Origin of the sequence: Roseovarius salincola (genome assembly GCF_026891095.1) — a bacterium.
Lineage (GTDB): Bacteria > Pseudomonadota > Alphaproteobacteria > Rhodobacterales > Rhodobacteraceae > Roseovarius > Roseovarius salincola.
Genome location: NZ_JAPTNL010000002.1, coordinates 359,011 through 374,832 on the forward strand (window position 1 = coordinate 359,011; position 15,822 = coordinate 374,832).

General features: G+C 65.6%; 15 protein-coding genes. 5 read left to right on the top strand and 10 right to left on the bottom strand.

Translation table 11 applies throughout. The features are described 5' to 3' along the window. Positions 1–44: 44 nt before the first annotated feature. Complete coding sequence (locus N5A93_RS04315; RefSeq protein WP_268953827.1) at positions 45–1,526, bottom strand: AMP nucleosidase; 1,482 nt, start codon at positions 1,524–1,526, stop codon at positions 45–47. Between the two features lie 106 nt (positions 1,527–1,632). On the opposite strand from N5A93_RS04315, the gene N5A93_RS04320 reads away from it, so the two are divergent. Both N5A93_RS04320 and N5A93_RS04325 read left to right on the top strand, forming a co-directional pair. Next, positions 1,633–2,079 carry a VOC family protein gene (locus tag N5A93_RS04320; protein ID WP_268953828.1) on the top strand — a complete coding sequence of 149 codons (447 nt, stop codon included), beginning with the start codon at positions 1,633–1,635 and terminating at the stop codon, positions 2,077–2,079. Beyond that, on the top strand, positions 2,076–2,831 hold the full coding sequence (locus N5A93_RS04325; protein ID WP_268953829.1) for a class II aldolase and adducin N-terminal domain-containing protein: 756 nt from the start codon (positions 2,076–2,078) through the stop codon (positions 2,829–2,831). The genes N5A93_RS04320 and N5A93_RS04325 overlap by 4 nt, the downstream gene beginning before the upstream one ends. 2 nt (positions 2,832–2,833) lie before the next feature. Here N5A93_RS04325 and N5A93_RS04330 read toward each other — a convergent pair whose 3' ends face one another. Continuing rightward, entirely contained in the window at positions 2,834–3,325 is a 492-nt protein-coding gene (locus N5A93_RS04330) for a lytic transglycosylase domain-containing protein (protein ID WP_268953830.1), read from the bottom strand. A 132-nt stretch (positions 3,326–3,457) separates the two neighbouring features. Here N5A93_RS04330 and N5A93_RS04335 point away from each other — a divergent pair, with 132 nt between their 5' ends. From N5A93_RS04335 to N5A93_RS04345, 3 genes are all read left to right on the top strand, one after another. Then, the gene (locus N5A93_RS04335) at positions 3,458–4,321 is read left to right on the top strand and encodes an SDR family oxidoreductase (protein ID WP_268953831.1); all 864 of its coding nucleotides are present in this window, start codon (positions 3,458–3,460) and stop codon (positions 4,319–4,321) included. Positions 4,322–4,411: 90 nt separating this feature from the next. Next, complete coding sequence (locus N5A93_RS04340) at positions 4,412–5,803, top strand: hypothetical protein (RefSeq protein ID WP_268953832.1); 1,392 nt, start codon at positions 4,412–4,414, stop codon at positions 5,801–5,803. Between the two features lie 99 nt (positions 5,804–5,902). Further along, positions 5,903–7,192, top strand: a complete 1,290-nt coding sequence (locus N5A93_RS04345) for an ABC transporter substrate-binding protein (protein ID WP_268953833.1) — start codon at positions 5,903–5,905, stop codon at positions 7,190–7,192. 49 nt (positions 7,193–7,241) lie between these two features. On the opposite strand, the gene N5A93_RS04350 is transcribed toward N5A93_RS04345, so the two are convergent. The 8 genes from N5A93_RS04350 to hutG all read right to left on the bottom strand — a co-directional run bounded on the left by N5A93_RS04350 (position 7,242) and on the right by hutG (position 15,765). After that, positions 7,242–8,798, bottom strand: a complete 1,557-nt coding sequence (locus N5A93_RS04350) for a TRAP transporter large permease (RefSeq protein WP_268953834.1) — start codon at positions 8,796–8,798, stop codon at positions 7,242–7,244. Then, a complete protein-coding gene (locus N5A93_RS04355; RefSeq protein ID WP_268953835.1) occupies positions 8,795–9,301 on the bottom strand; it encodes a TRAP transporter small permease subunit in 507 nt (168 codons plus the stop codon). Before N5A93_RS04355 ends, N5A93_RS04350 begins: the two co-directional genes overlap by 4 nt. A 103-nt stretch (positions 9,302–9,404) precedes the next feature. Beyond that, the gene (locus tag N5A93_RS04360; protein ID WP_268953836.1) at positions 9,405–10,490 is read right to left on the bottom strand and encodes a TRAP transporter substrate-binding protein; all 1,086 of its coding nucleotides are present in this window, start codon (positions 10,488–10,490) and stop codon (positions 9,405–9,407) included. A gap of 30 nt (positions 10,491–10,520) precedes the next feature. Further along, positions 10,521–10,970, bottom strand: coding sequence for a DUF1810 domain-containing protein (locus N5A93_RS04365; protein ID WP_268953837.1), 450 nt, complete (start codon positions 10,968–10,970; stop codon positions 10,521–10,523). Then, the gene (gene hutU / locus N5A93_RS04370) at positions 10,967–12,634 is read right to left on the bottom strand and encodes a urocanate hydratase (protein WP_268953838.1); all 1,668 of its coding nucleotides are present in this window, start codon (positions 12,632–12,634) and stop codon (positions 10,967–10,969) included. The genes N5A93_RS04365 and hutU overlap by 4 nt, the downstream gene beginning before the upstream one ends. 13 nt (positions 12,635–12,647) lie before the next feature. Beyond that, positions 12,648–13,793, bottom strand: a complete 1,146-nt coding sequence (locus N5A93_RS04375) for an acyl-CoA dehydrogenase family protein (protein WP_268953839.1) — start codon at positions 13,791–13,793, stop codon at positions 12,648–12,650. Continuing rightward, on the bottom strand, positions 13,790–14,974 hold the full coding sequence (locus N5A93_RS04380; RefSeq protein WP_268953840.1) for a CaiB/BaiF CoA transferase family protein: 1,185 nt from the start codon (positions 14,972–14,974) through the stop codon (positions 13,790–13,792). Before N5A93_RS04380 ends, N5A93_RS04375 begins: the two co-directional genes overlap by 4 nt. Further along, positions 14,971–15,765, bottom strand: coding sequence for an N-formylglutamate deformylase (hutG, locus tag N5A93_RS04385; protein ID WP_268953841.1), 795 nt, complete (start codon positions 15,763–15,765; stop codon positions 14,971–14,973). Before hutG ends, N5A93_RS04380 begins: the two co-directional genes overlap by 4 nt. Between the last annotated feature and the right edge of the window lie 57 nt (positions 15,766–15,822).

The following is a 15,822-nucleotide window of genomic DNA, read 5'->3' on the forward strand; positions in this document are numbered from 1 at the left end:
GAAAAGCAAGCCTTTTTCCTGCATTTTGAGGGGATTTCGCCGATCTACAAGAAGGCGGTTTCGTTGAAACTGCGCAATTTCCGGCTATGGATGCGCTCAAGCGGCATTTGCCGCAAGGTTTCAATGGCGCGGATGCCGATCATCAGGTGTCGTGCGACCTGTGTCTTGTAGAAATCCGAGGCCATGCCGGGCAGCTTCAATTCGCCATGCAGCGGCTTGTCGGACACGCATAAGAGCGTGCCATAAGGCACCCTGAAGCGAAAGCCGTTGGCCGCGATGGTCGCGCTTTCCATGTCCAGCGCGATGGCGCGCGACTGGCTCAGGCGCTGCACCGGCCCGGTCTGGTCGCGCAGCTCCCAGTTGCGGTTGTCAAGGCTGGCCACGGTGCCGGTGCGCATCAGCCGCTTGAGGTCATAACCTTCAAGCTGGGTTTCGGCCTCGACGGATTGTTCCAGCGCGATCTGGATCTCGGCCAGCGCCGGGATCGGCACCCATGAGGGCAGGTCGGCATCCAGCACGCGATCCTCGCGCAGATAGGCATGGGCCAGCACGAAATCGCCCAGTTGCTGGGTGTTGCGCAGCCCGGCGCAATGGCCGACCATGATCCAGGCATGCGGGCGCAGCACCGCGATATGGTCGGTCGCGGTCTTGGCGTTCGATGGGCCGACGCCGATATTGACCAGCGTGATCCCCGACCCGTTCTCGCGCTTGAGGTGAAAGGCAGGCATCTGCGGCTGCTTTTCGCAGGGGGGGATCACCTCGTCGGGGTCGGTGATCTGGGTGTTCCCGGTGCTGACGAAGGCGGTGTAGCCGCTGTCGGGGTCGGCCAGCATGCGCCGGGCATAGGCTTCGAATTCCGAGACGTAGAACTGGTAGTTGGTGAACAGCACATGGTTCTGGAAATGTTCGGGATCGGTGGCGGTGTAATGCGACAGCCGCGCCAGCGAGTAATCCACCCGCTGCGCGGTGAAGGGCGCCAGCGGCTCGCTCCCGTCGGCGCCGGGCTGAAAGGTGCCGTTGACGATGTCATCATTGGTGGTGCTGAGATCCGGAACATCGAAGATGTCGCGCAGCGTGAACTTTGCCGCGCCTTCCTGGGGCACGGTGATGCCGGGGTCGTTGGCGACGGCGAAATGGATCGGCATCGGCGTGTCGGAAACCCCGATGGTCACCGGAACACGGTGATTGTCCAGCAGCAGGCCGATTTGCTGGCGCAGGTAGTGGCGGAAAAGGTCGGGCCGCGTGATCGTGGTCGCGTGGGTGCCGGGCGCGGCGACATGACCAAAGCTCAGCCGGCTGTCCACCTGCGCATGGCTGGCGGTGGTGATGCGGATCTGGGGATAATAGGCGCGGATGCGCTGCGTGGGCAAAGCGCCACGCAGGGTATTGGCGAACTCGTCGCACAGGAACCGCGCCGCGCCCTCGTATAGCAGGATCAGCCGGTCGACCGCCGCGCGCGCGTCGCTGAAATCTTCGGGTCCGGGCAGGTCGGGTGTTCTGAACCCGGCGGGGCCGTCCGTCGCCATGGGGCGTGTTCCTTCGCGTTGTTCGGATATCGCCCCTGCACGTTGACACGGCCACTGGCGGCGATCAAGCTGATGGGCGAAACGGATGCGCGCGAACAGGACACCCATGGATTTTGAAACCGTCACCCCCGAGGCGTTCGGCCGGTCGCTGCGCGGTTTCGGCTTCAATATCCTGGTCAGCGACGTGCCGCGCACGGCGGATTTCCTGACGGCGGTGTTCGGGCTGGAACTGCACCGGGTCAGCGCGGATTTCGCCATCGTGGCGCAAGGTGACAGCGTGATGCAGCTGCATGGCGATGGCACCTACCATTCCCATCCGCTGCGTGGGCTGCTACCGGAAAACCCGCCACGCGGCGCGGGGATCGAGATCAGGCTTTACGATTGCGACCCCGACGATGCCGCAGGCCACGCCGAGGCGGCGGGCGGCACGATCCTGCAACCGCCCACCGACAAGCCGCACGGGCTGCGCGAGGCGGTGATCCTGTGCCGGGATGGCTATGCCTGGGTGCCTTCGCGCCCACTGAAAGACTTTGAACAAGGAGAAAGAACATGAGCGTGACGCAACTGACCCCGAACCTCGATCACCGGGCCGAGCGGGTGGATCTTGCCGCCGCGTTTCGATGGGCCGCGCGGCTGAACATGCACGAGGCCGTTGCCAATCATTTCAGCCTGTCGGTCAATGATGACGGCACCCAGTTCCTGATGAACCCCAACCAGATGCATTTCGCCCGGATCAAGGCCAGCGACCTGATCCTTGTGGATGCCAACGATCCCGAGACGTTGCAGAGGCCCGGCGCGCCCGATCCCACCGCATGGGGGCTGCATGGCGGGCTGCACCGGCATTGCCCGCACGCGCGCTGCGCCATGCATGTGCATTCGATCCATGCCACCGTGCTGGCCAGCCTTGCCGACAGCTCCCTGCCGCCGATCGACCAGAACTGCGCCACCTTCTTCAACCGCACCGTCATTGATGACGGTTACGGCGGGCTGGCCTTCGAGGATGAGGGCGAGCGTTGCGCGCGCCTGTTCGACGACCCGTCGCGCAAAGTGATGATCATGGGCAATCACGGGGTGATGGTGATCGGCGACAGCGTGGCCGACACGTTCAACCGGCTCTATTATTTCGAGCGCGCCGCCGAGACCTATATCCGCGCGCTTCAGACCGGGCGCGAATTGCGTGTGCTGCCCGACGAAATCGCCGAAAAGACCGCGCGCGAACTCGAGTCCTATCCGGGGCAGGGCGAGCGCCACCTTGCGGAACTGCGCGCGATCCTGGATGCCGAGGGCTCGGATTACGCGGCTTAGGCTCAGGCCGGGCGCAGGCCGGTTTCGACCAGCAGGCCCTTGCGCTTGGCCTCGTAGTAATAGCCGCGCGCGTACCACATGATCGCGGCGTCCGGGTCGCCATCGGCCACCATGTAGGCGCCGCGCAGGTATTTGACCGCGTATTTCAGGTTGGTTTCCGCATCCAGCAGGTCGTCGGGCTGACCGCGAAACCCCATCGTCCGGGCGGTCTGGGGCAGGATCTGCAACAACCCGTAATAGGGGCCGTTGCGTGCCCAGGGGCGATGCGTGCTTTCGCGGATCGCCAGGCGATGCACCAGTGATCGGGGCACGTCGTAATGATCGGCATATTGGTTGATCAGGCGGCGCAGTTCCGGGGTCTCGTTGGGATAGAGCGGCGGCGCCATCATGTTGCGGGTGGCGGTCGTCGTAGTCTCGCGCGCGCCGCATCCGGCAAGTGCTGTGGCAAGGCCAAGGCCAAGAACGAGGGCGGAACGTCGGCTGTAACGCTGCATGAGGCCTCCGGGGTGCTTTGCCGTGTAATCTGCCCTGATCGGCGCGTGCGCGCCAGACTCTTTGCACGCCATCCGCGAAAGATCGCCCATGCACCCCTTGCCTTCGCGCGCATGATGGCCAATTCATCCCTCATGAACAGAACACTTCTTTCCTTTGGCCATGGTTACAGCGCGCGCGCGCTGGCGCGCCGTTTGCTGGATGCGGGCGGCTGGACAATCTATGGCACCACCCGCAGCCCCGAGAAGGCCGAGCGCCTGCGCGCCGAGGGCGTCAATCCGATCCTCTGGCCCGATGGCGACATGCAAAAGGCGTTCGGGGCCGCGACCCATATGCTGGTTTCTGCCGGACCCGATGGCGATGGCGACCCGGTGCTGAACCATTGCCGCGACGAGATCGCCGCCATTGCACCTCGGCTGGAATGGGCCGGGTATCTGTCGACCACCGGCGTTTATGGCGACCATCAGGGCGATTGGGTCAACGAGGACACGCCGCTCACGCCCTCGACCCGGCGCGGCAAGATGCGTGTCGCGGCCGAAGCCGCATGGCGCGCGGTGCCCGGCTTGCCGCTGCATATCTTCAGGCTGGCCGGTATCTATGGCCCCGGTCGCGGCCCGTTCGAGAAGGTCCGCAAGGGCACCGCCCGCCGCATCGTCAAGCCGGGGCAGGTGTTCAGCCGCATCCATGTCGAGGATATCGCGCAGGTGCTGGAAGCCTCCATCGCGCGCCCCGACCCCGGCGCGGTCTATAATCTGTGCGATGACGATCCCGCGCCGCCCCAGGACGTGATCGCCTTTGCCGCCGAGCTTCTGGGCCTGCCAGCGCCCCCCGAGGTGCCTTTCGATCAGGCCGAGATGAGCCCGATGGCGCGCAGTTTCTATGCCGAATCCAAGCGCGTCGACAACAGCCGCATCAAGCAGGATCTGGGTGTCCGGCTGGTCCATACCGATTACCGCTCGGGGCTGCGCGCGCTTTTGAAGGACAGCGGCGGCGCCTGACGCGATGTGTCGCGGCGGGTGAGGTGTTTTAACCCATGGCATCGATTCCTCTAGTCGCTAAGCTGACCTTTTGAGATGGCGGGTTTCGGGATGCGCATTCAAACAGGTCTTGTTCTGATCGTTCTTGCGACGCTGCCCGCTACCGTGCTGGCGCATGCCGCCGAGCAGGGCTTCGTGCTGTTGTTGCCGACCGATATCTATATCCGTGCCGGGGTGGCGGCGGTGGCGCTGACGCTGGTGCTGCTGGCGTTCCTGCCGGGCTGGGTGGCGGCGCGGCTGTTCCGCCCCATGGGGATCATTCGCCGCCCGCGCGGCGTCGGGCTGCACCATGTGACCAGTTGCCTTGCGGCGGTCCTGCTGTGGGGTCTGGTCTGGCGCGGTTTCACCGGGGCGCATGATCCGACGGTCAATCCGCTGCCGCTGTTCATCTGGACGCTGTGGTGGGTGGGGCTTGTGACCTTGCAGGGGCTGCTGGGCGATCTCTGGCGCTATATCAACCCCTGGACGGGACCGGCGGCGGTGCTGGCGCGCCTGACCGGATCACGCGCGCCGCTGCGCTATCCCAACGCGCTTGGATATGGGCCGGGTATCGTTATTTTCCTGGGTTTTGCGGCGTTTCTGCTGGCCGATCCCGCCCCGGCCGATCCGCACCGGCTGGCCGGTGTGGTGGGGGGGTACTGGTATCTGACGCTGATGGGGGTCACGCTGTTCGGGCCAAGGTGGCTGTTGCGGGCCGAGGCGCTGAGCATCCTCATGCGCTGTTATGGCCACATGGGCCTGATTGGGCGCCTGCGCGGACGCATCAGCGCCGGGCTCTGGGGCTGGCAGCTTTTTTCGCTGGGGCGCGTGCCGTTGGGGTTGGCGCTGTTCATGGTGCTCTTGTTGGGCACCGGCAGTTTCGATGGCGTGAACGAGACCTTCTGGTGGCTGGCCTTGCTGGGGGTCAATCCGCTGGAGTTTCCGGGCCGCTCAGCGGTGGTGACGCAGAACCTGATCGGGCTGGGGCTGGCCAATGCGGCGCTGATCGCGGTCTTTGCCAGCTGCCTCTGGCTGGGCGAGCGGATCGCGGGCACGCGCCGGTCCCTGGGCGAGGCGTTCAGCCTTTTCGCCCCCTCGATCCTGCCGATCGCGCTGGGCTATCATCTGGCGCATTACCTCACCAGTTTTCTGGTTGAGGGTCAGTATGTGCTGGTGGCGCTCAGCGATCCGCTGGGGCGGGGCGATGATCTGCTGGGGCTGGGGCCGTTCTTTGTGACGACCGGGTTCCTCAACACGCCCGCCACCGTCAAGGCGATCTGGCTGACGCAGGCGGGGGCGGTGGTTCTGGGCCATGTGATCGCGATCCTGCTGGCCCATGCGCAAGCGGTGCGCGCCTATGGCAGCAACCGGCGCGCGGTGCTGGCGCAGGCGCCGCTGGCCGGGTTCATGATCGCCTACACGTTTTTCGGCCTCTGGCTGCTGGCGTCGCCGCGTGGCATATAGGCCGTCTCAGGGTCTGGACAATCACCGCCCCGCTTCGCAGACTCCGCGCCGACGGGGCCAAGGCGGGCCAGCAGGCCCCAAACCGGGAGAGACCAAGGAATGACGACGAAAGCCTCGAAACGCACCACGCGGCGCGCCGCGCTCAGGACCCTTGCGGGCGGCGTCGCGGGCGCGGCCAGCCTGCCGCTCTGGGCGCGCTATACCCATGCGCAATCCAGCGAACCGATCCGCATCGGTTTCCAGGTGCACCGCACCGGCATCGGCGCCGCCTACGGGCGCTGGTATGACCGCACCACGCAGGCCGCCACCCGGCTGATCAACGAGGCCGGCGGCATCAATGGCCGCCCCATCGAGATCATTGCCGAGGATGACGGCACCGATCCCAAGCGCGGCGCCGAGGTGGTCGAGAAATTCGCCAGCCAGCACAAATGCGATATCGCTTTCGGCACGCTGTTCAGCCATGTGGTCACCGGCTCCGCGCCGCGCGCGGGGGAATTGAAACTGCCTTATTTCGTGGTCTCCGAAGGGCATCACGTCGCCTCGGGCAGTCTTAACCGCTACACGCTTCAGCCCGGCATCACCGATGTGAAAAGCCAGGTGTTGTCGATGGCGCCTTTCGTGGCTGAGAACCTTGGCAAGAAGGTCACGATGATCTTCCCCGATTACGCCTTCGGCCACGATCACCGTGATTTCTTTTCCGAGGCGATCGAGGCGCATGGCGGCGAGGTGGTGGCCAAGCTGGCGATTCCGCCGACGGAAACGTCTTTTACCCGCTATTTCCCCAAGATCCCGCGCGAGACCGAGGTGATCTATCACGTCATGGTCGGGCCCGGCGTGCTGACCTTCGTCAAGGAAATGGGCGAGTTCTTCGGCCCCTCCGCGCCGCAGCTTTTCGGCTTCATCGACAGTCTCGAGGCGGTCGCCATCGACAGCCCCGGCCTTGAATTCTTGGAAGGCAGCCATTTCTGGGAAGGGATGCCGCGCCACAGGCAGCCCGACCAGACCGAATTCGAGACATTCTACCGCGAACAGGTGGGCGTCGATGATCGCGGCGCGTCGGTCAGCGATCCGACGGATGTGTCCACCTATGGCCATATGTTCGGCTGCTGGGAGACGCTTTATGTCGTCAAGGCCGGGATGGAGGCCGCGGGCTATCAGGGGCCGGGCGACCGCCCCGCGCTGATCGAGGCCATCGAGGCGATGACCGATCTGCCCCATTCCAGGGAATATCCGCAAGGGCCCAAGGTGTTCAACGGCAAGACCCACCAGGTTTTCGGCCAACAGCACATCACGCGGCTTGAAAAGGGCAATCTGGTCAAGGTGCATACCACCTCGATCGAGGACACGTTCTATCCCGACGAGGTCGATTACACCACGCAGCCGCTTTGACGCCGCCGCGGCGCGGCCCCGCGCGGGCCGCGCCGACCGTCCGGCGGGTTCAGAACACCACGCCGGGCAGCCATGTCGCCAGCCCGGGCACCGCCCAGATCACGGTGATGGCCAGGATCTGCAACAGGATGAAGGGCGCGACACCCTGGTAGATCTGCCCGGTGGTGATCTCGGGCGGGGCGGCGCCGCGCAGGTAAAACAGCGAGAAGCCGAAAGGCGGCGTCAGGAAGCTGGTTTGCAGGTTGATCGCGATCAGGATCGCCAGCCATACCGGATCATGCCCCATCAGGATCAGCACCGGCGCGATCAGCGGCAGCAGGATCACGGTGATCTCGACGAAATCCAGGAAGAAGCCCAGCACGAAGATCATCGCCATGGCGAAGATCAGCGCGCCGGTCGGTCCGCCGGGCATGGATTGCAGGATATGCGCGACGCGCTCCTCGCCGCCCAGCCCGACGAAAACCAGCGAAAAGACGCTGGCCATCAGGATCGTGCCAAAGATCATCGCGGTCACGGTCATCGTGCTGGTGACCGCCCCGGCCAGCACATCGCGTTGCCCCAGGCGGCGCAGTGACGCCAGAACGGCCGTCATGCCGATCAGCGCCAGCACCCCGTAAAGGGCGCCAAGCGTCCAGGCGCCCGCGCCCGCGTCGCTGCGTTGCAGGCGCACCGGTGCCAGACCGGCGGCAAAGGCCAGGATCAGCAGCGCCGCGACACCGGCGCCGATCAGGCGCGGGCTCACGCCCTGGCGCGCGCCCGCCATCAGGATCGCGCCGATCGCGCCCACCGAGGCCGCCTCGGTCGGGGTGGCGATGCCGCTCAGGATCGCGCCCAGCACCGCGATGATCAGCCCCACCGGCGGCAGGATCGCGCGCGCCACTTCGCCAATGCCGGGTCGGCCCTCGGAGATGGGCGCGGGGGGCATGTCCTGCGGGCGGATCACGCCGCGCGCCAGAACGTAAAGAATATAGATCGCCACCAGCGTCAGCCCCGGCACCAGCGCCCCGGCAAATATCTGGCCGACCGATATGGTCTCGACCGAAAACTTGCCTTGTTCGTATTGCGCCTGCTGATAGGCGCTCGACATCACGTCGCTCAGGATGATCAGAAGGGTCGATGGCGGAATGATCTGCCCCAGCGTCCCGGCGGTGCAGACCAGCCCCGAGGCCAGCCGCGGATCATATCCGGTGCGCAGCATGGTCGGCAGGGCGATCATGCCCATCGCGATCACCGTCGCACCCACGATCCCAGTCGAGGCCGCCAGCAGCGCCCCCACCAGGATCACCGAAATCCCCAGCCCGCCGCGCAACTGTCCGAAGGCGCGGCCCATCGTATCCAGAAGGTCCTCGGCGATGCGGGACCGCTCAAGGATCACGCCCATGGTGACGAACAGCGGAATCGCGATCAGCACCTCGTTGGTCAGCACCCCGAACACCCGCTGTCCCAGCGCGCCCAGAAGGCCGAGATTCATCGCGCCGCTGGCCCATCCCAGATAGGCGAACAGGATGGCGGTGCCCGAAATCGCGAAGGACACCGGGAAACCCGACAGGATCGCGCCCATCAGCGCGGCGAACATCAACAGGTCCAGATATTCGGCGAAGATCATGCCGTGCGCCCCGCTTGCAGCGTCAGAAGGTTGCGCAGGAAACAGGCCAGCGACTGCACGATCAAGAGACCGCAGAACACCGGGATCAGGGTCTTCAGCAGGAAGACCGCCGGGATGCCGCCCACCGAAATGGCGCCTTCATGGATCGTCCAGGCGTTGCGCACCGATGGCCATGACCAATAAAGCAGCGCCAGGATCGAGGGCAGCAACAGCACCGCATGGCCGATCAGGTCGATCCAGGCCTTGCCCCTGTCGCTGGCGCGCGCCTGAAAGATATCGACGCGCACATGATCGTCCACCAGAAGGGTATAGCCCGCGCCCAGCATGAACAGTGTGGCATGCATGTAGAGTACGCTTTCATTCATCGCGATCGAACTGAATCCATAGACATAGCGCAGCAGCACGATGGTGAATTGCACCAGAACCATGGCGATCGCCAGCCAGCGCACCACGCGCCCGACGCTGCGGTTCACCATGTCCAGTCGCTCGGCCCAGCGTTCCATCACCTGCCTGCCCTCACTTGCGTTGCGCGTTATGGCCCCGTTCAGGCCGGAATGGCCCGGCGCGCGGGGTGTTGCGCGCCGGGCCGGTTGGTGGGGTCGGGTGTCAGTAGCCCAGAACCTTGGCGCGGGCGTTCATGTGCCCGTTATCCGCATAGGTCATATAGGCCCCGACCGAGTCGCGATAGGTCAGGAAGCTCTCGGTGATGCGCCCGACCAGCTCGTCGCTGTCGCCGCGCAGCTCCTCGAACACTTCGGCGGCGGCCTCGCCCATGGCCATGACCACCTCGTCGGGCAGCTTGCGGGGGATCACCCCCTCGTTGTCGACAAGCTCCTTGAAGGCTCGCGCGTGCTTGGTCTCGTATTCGGTCCACACGTCGTTATAGAGGCTGGCGCATGCGGTGCGCACCACGCCTTGCAGGTCCTCGGGCAGGGCGTTCCATGCCTCGGCGTTGACGCCGCATTCCTCGGCCGAAGAGGGCTCGCCGACGCCGGGCCAGTAGTAGTTCTTGGCCAGCTGGTGGAAGCCGAGCGCGGAATCCGTCCAGGGGCCGATGAACTCGCCCGCATCCAATGCGCCCGATTGCAGCGCCTGGAACATCGCCGGGCCGGACATCGCCTGCACCGCCATGCCGATGCGCGCGCACATTTCCGAGGCAAGGCCGGTGGTGCGGTATTTCAGCCCCTTGAGATCGTCGACCGAGTTGATCTCGTCGCGGAACCAGCCGAACCATTGCGGCCCGGAGTTGCCGCACAGGAACGGCTTGACGCCGAAGCGGCCATACATCTCGTCGTAAAGCTCCTGGCCGCCGCCATGCACCATCCAGCCGACCTGCTCGTCGGCGCGCAGGCCGAAGGGCTGGGAGCCGAACAGCAGGATGCCCTTGGATTTCGAGCCCCAATATGCGGGGACCGCGTGATAGATATGCGCGGTGCCTTCGGCCACGGCATCGAACACGCCCGGTCCGGGAACGATCTCGCCCGCCGCATGGAGTTTCACCTCCAGCCGGCCACCCGACAGGGTGGTGATCCGGTCCGCAAGGGTCTGCGCGGCAACGCCCGGCCCCGGCAGGTTCTTGGGCCATGCGGTGACCATGGTCCATTGGGTGATGTCCTGCGCCACGGCAGGAGCGGCCAGCGTGCTTGCCGCCGCGCCGATCGTGCCGGCCTTGATGAAGTCACGTCTTTTCATGTCAGTACCTCCTTGAAATGATAGGGTCATTCAGTTTGTCGTTCCCGGTTCTTCAGCCGGATTTCTGCTGTCGGCCTCGAGCAAGTCAAGAGTGATCGGGCAGCGTTGCCCATCATGGAACGCGTCCAGCACGTCACCAAAGATCTGCCCGCCGCCGGCTGCCTCGAAAAGCGTCATGGATGAGCGCAGTTTAAGCGCATCCACTGTGCCAAGAATGGCCTCGGGGTCGCGCCCCGCATGGGCCAGCATCGCCTGCGCGATTTCCTTCAGGCGCGGGCCAAGAATGGGATCGGCCAGAAAGCTGCGGGCCTCGGCAAGGTCCGCGATTCCGTAATGCTGCGCGGTCGCCGAGCGCCCCAGCCCGCGCAGCTGCGCAAAGACGAACCACATCCAGTGGCTGTCCTTCCGGCCCGCGCGGATTTCCTCCAGCGGCTGCGGCCAGACGCGCGCCTGCGCTTCGATGAAGCGCGCGAGGCTCACTTGAGGATGCCCGGCAGGTTGAGGCCATGTTCGCGCGCGCAGTCCAGCGCGATGTCATAGCCCGCATCGGCATGGCGCATGACGCCGGTGGCCGGGTCGTTCCACAGCACCCGTTCGATGCGGCGGTCGGCGTCCTTTGTGCCGTCGCAACAGATCACCATGCCGGAATGCTGGCTGAACCCCATGCCGACGCCGCCGCCGTGATGCAGGCTGACCCATGTCGCGCCGCTGGCGGTGTTCAGAAGCGCATTCAGCAGCGGCCAGTCGCTCACGGCGTCGCTGCCGTCCTTCATGCCCTCGGTCTCGCGGTTGGGCGATGCGACCGAGCCAGAATCCAGATGATCGCGCCCGATCACCACGGGGGCCGAGAGTTCGCCGTTGCGCACCATCTCGTTGAAAGCCAGCCCCAGCTTGTGGCGCAGGCCCAGCCCGACCCAGCAGATCCGCGCCGGAAGGCCCTGGAACGAAATCCGCTCGCGCGCCATGTCCAGCCAGTTATGCAGATGCGGGTCGTCGATCAGTTCCTTGACCTTGGCATCGGTCCTGTAGATGTCCTCGGGGTCGCCCGACAGCGCGCACCAGCGGAACGGCCCGATCCCGCGGCAAAACAGCGGGCGGATATAGGCGGGCACGAAACCGGGAAAGGCGAATGCGTCCTCCATCCCCTCGTCCTGCGCCACCTGCCGGATGTTGTTGCCGTAATCCAGTGTCGGCACGCCCGCGTTCCAGAAATCGACCATTGCCTGCACCTGCACGCGCATGCTGGCGCGGGCGGCCTTTTCCACCGCCTTGGGCTCGGTTTCCTGGCGCGCGCGCCATTCGGCCACGGTCCAGCCCTGCGGCAGGTAGCCATGCACCGGATCATGCGCGCTGGTCTGGTCGGTGACGATATCGGGGCGCACGCCGCGCCTGACCAGTTCCGGGAAGACATCGGCGGCATTGCCGATCAGCGCCACGGATTTGGCCTCGCCCGCACTGGTCCAGCGCTCGATCATTTCCAGCGCCTCGTCCAGATCGCTGGTGATCTCGTCCACATAGCGCGTGCGCTTGCGGAACTCGGCGCGGCTTGCGTCGCATTCCACGGCCAGGCAGCAGGCCCCGGCCATCACCGCCGCCAGCGGCTGCGCACCACCCATGCCGCCCAGGCCCCCGGTCAGGATCCAGCGGCCCGTCAGGTCGCCGTCGTAATGCTGGCGCCCGGCTTCGACAAAGGTTTCATAGGTGCCCTGCACGATGCCCTGACTGCCGATATAGATCCAGGACCCGGCGGTCATCTGGCCGTACATCATCAGCCCCTTCTTATCGAGTTCGCTGAAATGGTCCCAGTTGGCCCAATGCGGCACCAGGTTGGAATTGGCGATCAGGACGCGCGGCGCGTCCTTGTGGGTGTGAAACACGCCCACCGGCTTGCCCGATTGCACCAGAAGGGTCTCGTCCTCTTCCAGCCCCTTCAATGTGCCCACGATGCGGTCGAAATCCTCCCAGGTGCGCGCGGCGCGGCCGATACCGCCATAAACCACCAGCTCATGGGGGTTCTCGGCCACATCGGGATGCAGGTTGTTCATCAGCATCCGCATCGGTGCCTCGGTGACCCAGTGCTTGGCGCTGATCTCGGCGCCGGTATCGGGATAGATGTCGCGCGTGTTGTGACGGGGATCGGTCATGTTTGGTCCTCCCTCAATGGGCCAGCAGATGGCCGGCAATGATGTTGCGTTGAATTTCGGACGAGCCTTCGTAGATGCGCATGATCCGCAGATCGCGCGTCAGCGGTTCGATGGGGAAATCGCGGGTATAGCCATAGCCGCCGTGAATTTGCAGCGCGGTATCGGCCACCATGTCGGCGGCCTCGGATGCCTTCAGCTTGGCCATCACCGCCGCATCCGAAAACCGCTCGCCCAGCTCGCGCCGCCTTGCCGCCTCCAGCGCCATCAGCCGCGCCGATTGCAGCTCCAGCGCCATGTCGGCCAGCATCCAGCGGATGCCCTGCTTGTCGCTCAGCGCCTCGCCGCCGATCACCCGGCCCTTCGCATAATCCCGGGCGCCGTCCAGCGCTGCCTGCGCCATGCCGATACATTGCGCGGCCACCTCGACGCGGCCATTGTCCAGCACCTTCATCGCCGTCTTGAAACCCTGCCCCGCCGCGCCCAGAAGCGCATCCTCGGGCAGTTCGCAATCGATATTGAGCGTGAACACATGCCCGCCCTTGAGGCCCATGGTCCGCTCCGGCGCGCCCGGCTCGAACCCCGGCGTGCCCTTTTGCACCACAAAGGCGGAAATGCCACGATGCCCGGCCTCGGGGTCACTGACCGCGTAGACCACCACGAAATCCGCGATCCCGCCATTCGAGATGAAGCATTTCGTGCCCTGCAGGTGCCATCCGTCTTGCGTGCGCCGCGCGCGGGTCTTCATGTCGGCGGGGTCGCTCCCGGCGGTCGGCTCGGTCAGCGCGAATGCGCCCAGCATCTCGCCCGTGGCGGCCTTTGGCAGGATCGCGGCGCGCTGCGCATCGCTGCCCCCGATCAGGATCGAATCCGTCGCCAGGTAATGCGCCGTCAGCGCCGACACCGTCGAGCCACAGCCCCCCGCCACGATCTCGACCGCGCGCAGCAGCGCCTGCGCCGAAATGCCGGCGCCGCCATGCGCCTCGGGCAGATTCGCGCCCAGCAAACCGGCCTCGGCCAGCAGCTTGATCTGCTCATGCACGAAAGCGGCGGTTTCGTCGGTCTCGGCCGCTTTCGGGGCGATCCGCTCGGCCACGATCCGCTCCAGCATGTCGCAAAACAGCCGTTCTTCCTCGCTGAGCATGTGAAACAGCCCGCTCATGTCAGCACCCCCGCTTTTCTCAGGTTATCCAGTTGCGCGGCCTCGACGCCGCAAAGATCGTGCAGGATGCTTTCGCCATCCGCGCCCAAACCGGGGGCCGATGCGCGCGCGGCGGGTTTTTCATCGTCAAAACGCACCGGCTGCGCCACCACCGCCGCTTGCCCCAGCACGTCATGGGGCAGATAGGCGATCAAGTTGCGGCTCTTCGCGTGTTCGCTGGCGCTGGCCTGCGCGATATCCCAGATCGGCGCGCTCGGCAGTTGCGCCTCGGCCAGGGCGGTCATCGCCGCTTCGGTCGTCCTTGCGCGGCTCCAGTCCTCGATCATGGCTTTCAAAGCGGGTTCATGTCGTGTGCGCGCCTCGTCCGTGGCAAAGCGCGCATCCTGCGCCAGCTCCGGCTGGCCGATCAGCTCGGCAAGGCGCGCGAATTGGGCGGGCGTCAGCACGGCGATCACCACCTGCCCGTCCTGCGTCGCAAAACAGCCGAACGGGGTCGAGAGCGGATGCCGGTTGCCCACGCGTCCGGGCGTTTCGCCAGCGTAAAGATACTGCGCGTGGCTGGTAGTCAGCAGCGAGAACAGCGCGTCATACATCGCCACATCCAGCGTCGCGCCCTGTCCGCTGCGCGCCTTTTGCACCAGCGCCGCCATGATCGCCCAGGACCCGAACAAGCCGCCCATCAGGTCGGCGATCGATTCCCCGGTCTTCAGCGGCGCGCCGCCCTCTTCGCCGGTGGCGGCCATCAGCCCCGACATCGCCTGCACCACAAGGTCATAGGCGGGCAGGTCGCGAAACGGTCCGGTCTGCCCGAATCCCGAGATCGAGCAATAGACCAGCCCCGGATCGTCACCGCGCAGCCTTTCAGGCCCAAGCCCGATCTTTTCCGCCACGCCGGGGCGGAAATTCTCGACCACCACATCGCAGCCCGCCGCGATGGCGCGCGCCAGCCGCAACCCCTCGGGGTCCCTGAGGTTCAGTGCGATGCTCTTCTTGCCGCGATTGTTGAGAGTGAACAGCGCGCTTTCGCCCTCGGCGAAGGGGCCGATATGGCGGTAATCATCGCCGCGCGGCGGCTCCAGCTTGATGATCTCGGCGCCCAGGTCGGCCAGCAGCGCGGTGCAATAGGGGCCTGCCAGCACGCGGGTCAGGTCCAGCACGCGGATACCTTGAAGCGGCTTCATGACAGCGCCCCGCCGCGGCCCAGATCGTCCAGCCGCTTCAGGATGTCCGCCAGATGCGGGCGCAGCGCCCCGGCGCGTTCGTGCAGGTAGGGCCAGGGCGGGGATTCCTCCATGTAGATCGATTGCGCCAGCTCCATCTGGATCGCGTGCAGCCCCTCGGCGGGGCGCCCGTAATGGCGCGTGGTCCAGCCACCCTTGAAGCGCCCGTTCACGACGCAGCCATAGCCTTCGGCGGCGCGGCAGACGTCCTCCACCGCCTCGGCCACGGCGGGCGCGCAGGTCTTGCCCTCATTGGTGCCGATATTGAAATCGGGCAGGGTGCCCTCGAACAGAAAGGGGATATGCGAGCGGATCGAATGGCAATCATAGAGGATCGCCACCCCGTGGATCGCCTTCACGCGCTGCAGTTCCGCAGCCAGCGCAGCATGGTAGGAGGCATGCCAGGTTTCGCGCCGGTATTCCACCTCACCCCCCGATGGCGGCTCATCCCAGATCGGCGCGCCGTCGAAATCGGTCAGCGGCACGAGCCCGGTGGTGTTCTGGCCGGGATAAAGGCTTTCGCCCGACGGGTCGCGATTGGCGTCGATGACATAGCGATGGAAAGTCGCGCGCACCAGTGTCGCGCCCTCCAGAAGCCCGGCGTAAAGCTTGTGAATATTCCAGTCGGTGTCGCTCAGCCCCTTGCCGCGCGCATTGAGCCTTGCGCGGATGTCCTGGGGCACATGCGTTCCGGTATGGGGCAGGCCCAGAACCACCGGGCTTTCGCCGCGTGTCACCTCGACCGGATCCATCACGCCATTCCTTCTTCTGTTGCGAAATATCCCGGGGTGAATTGGCCGCAGGCCAAG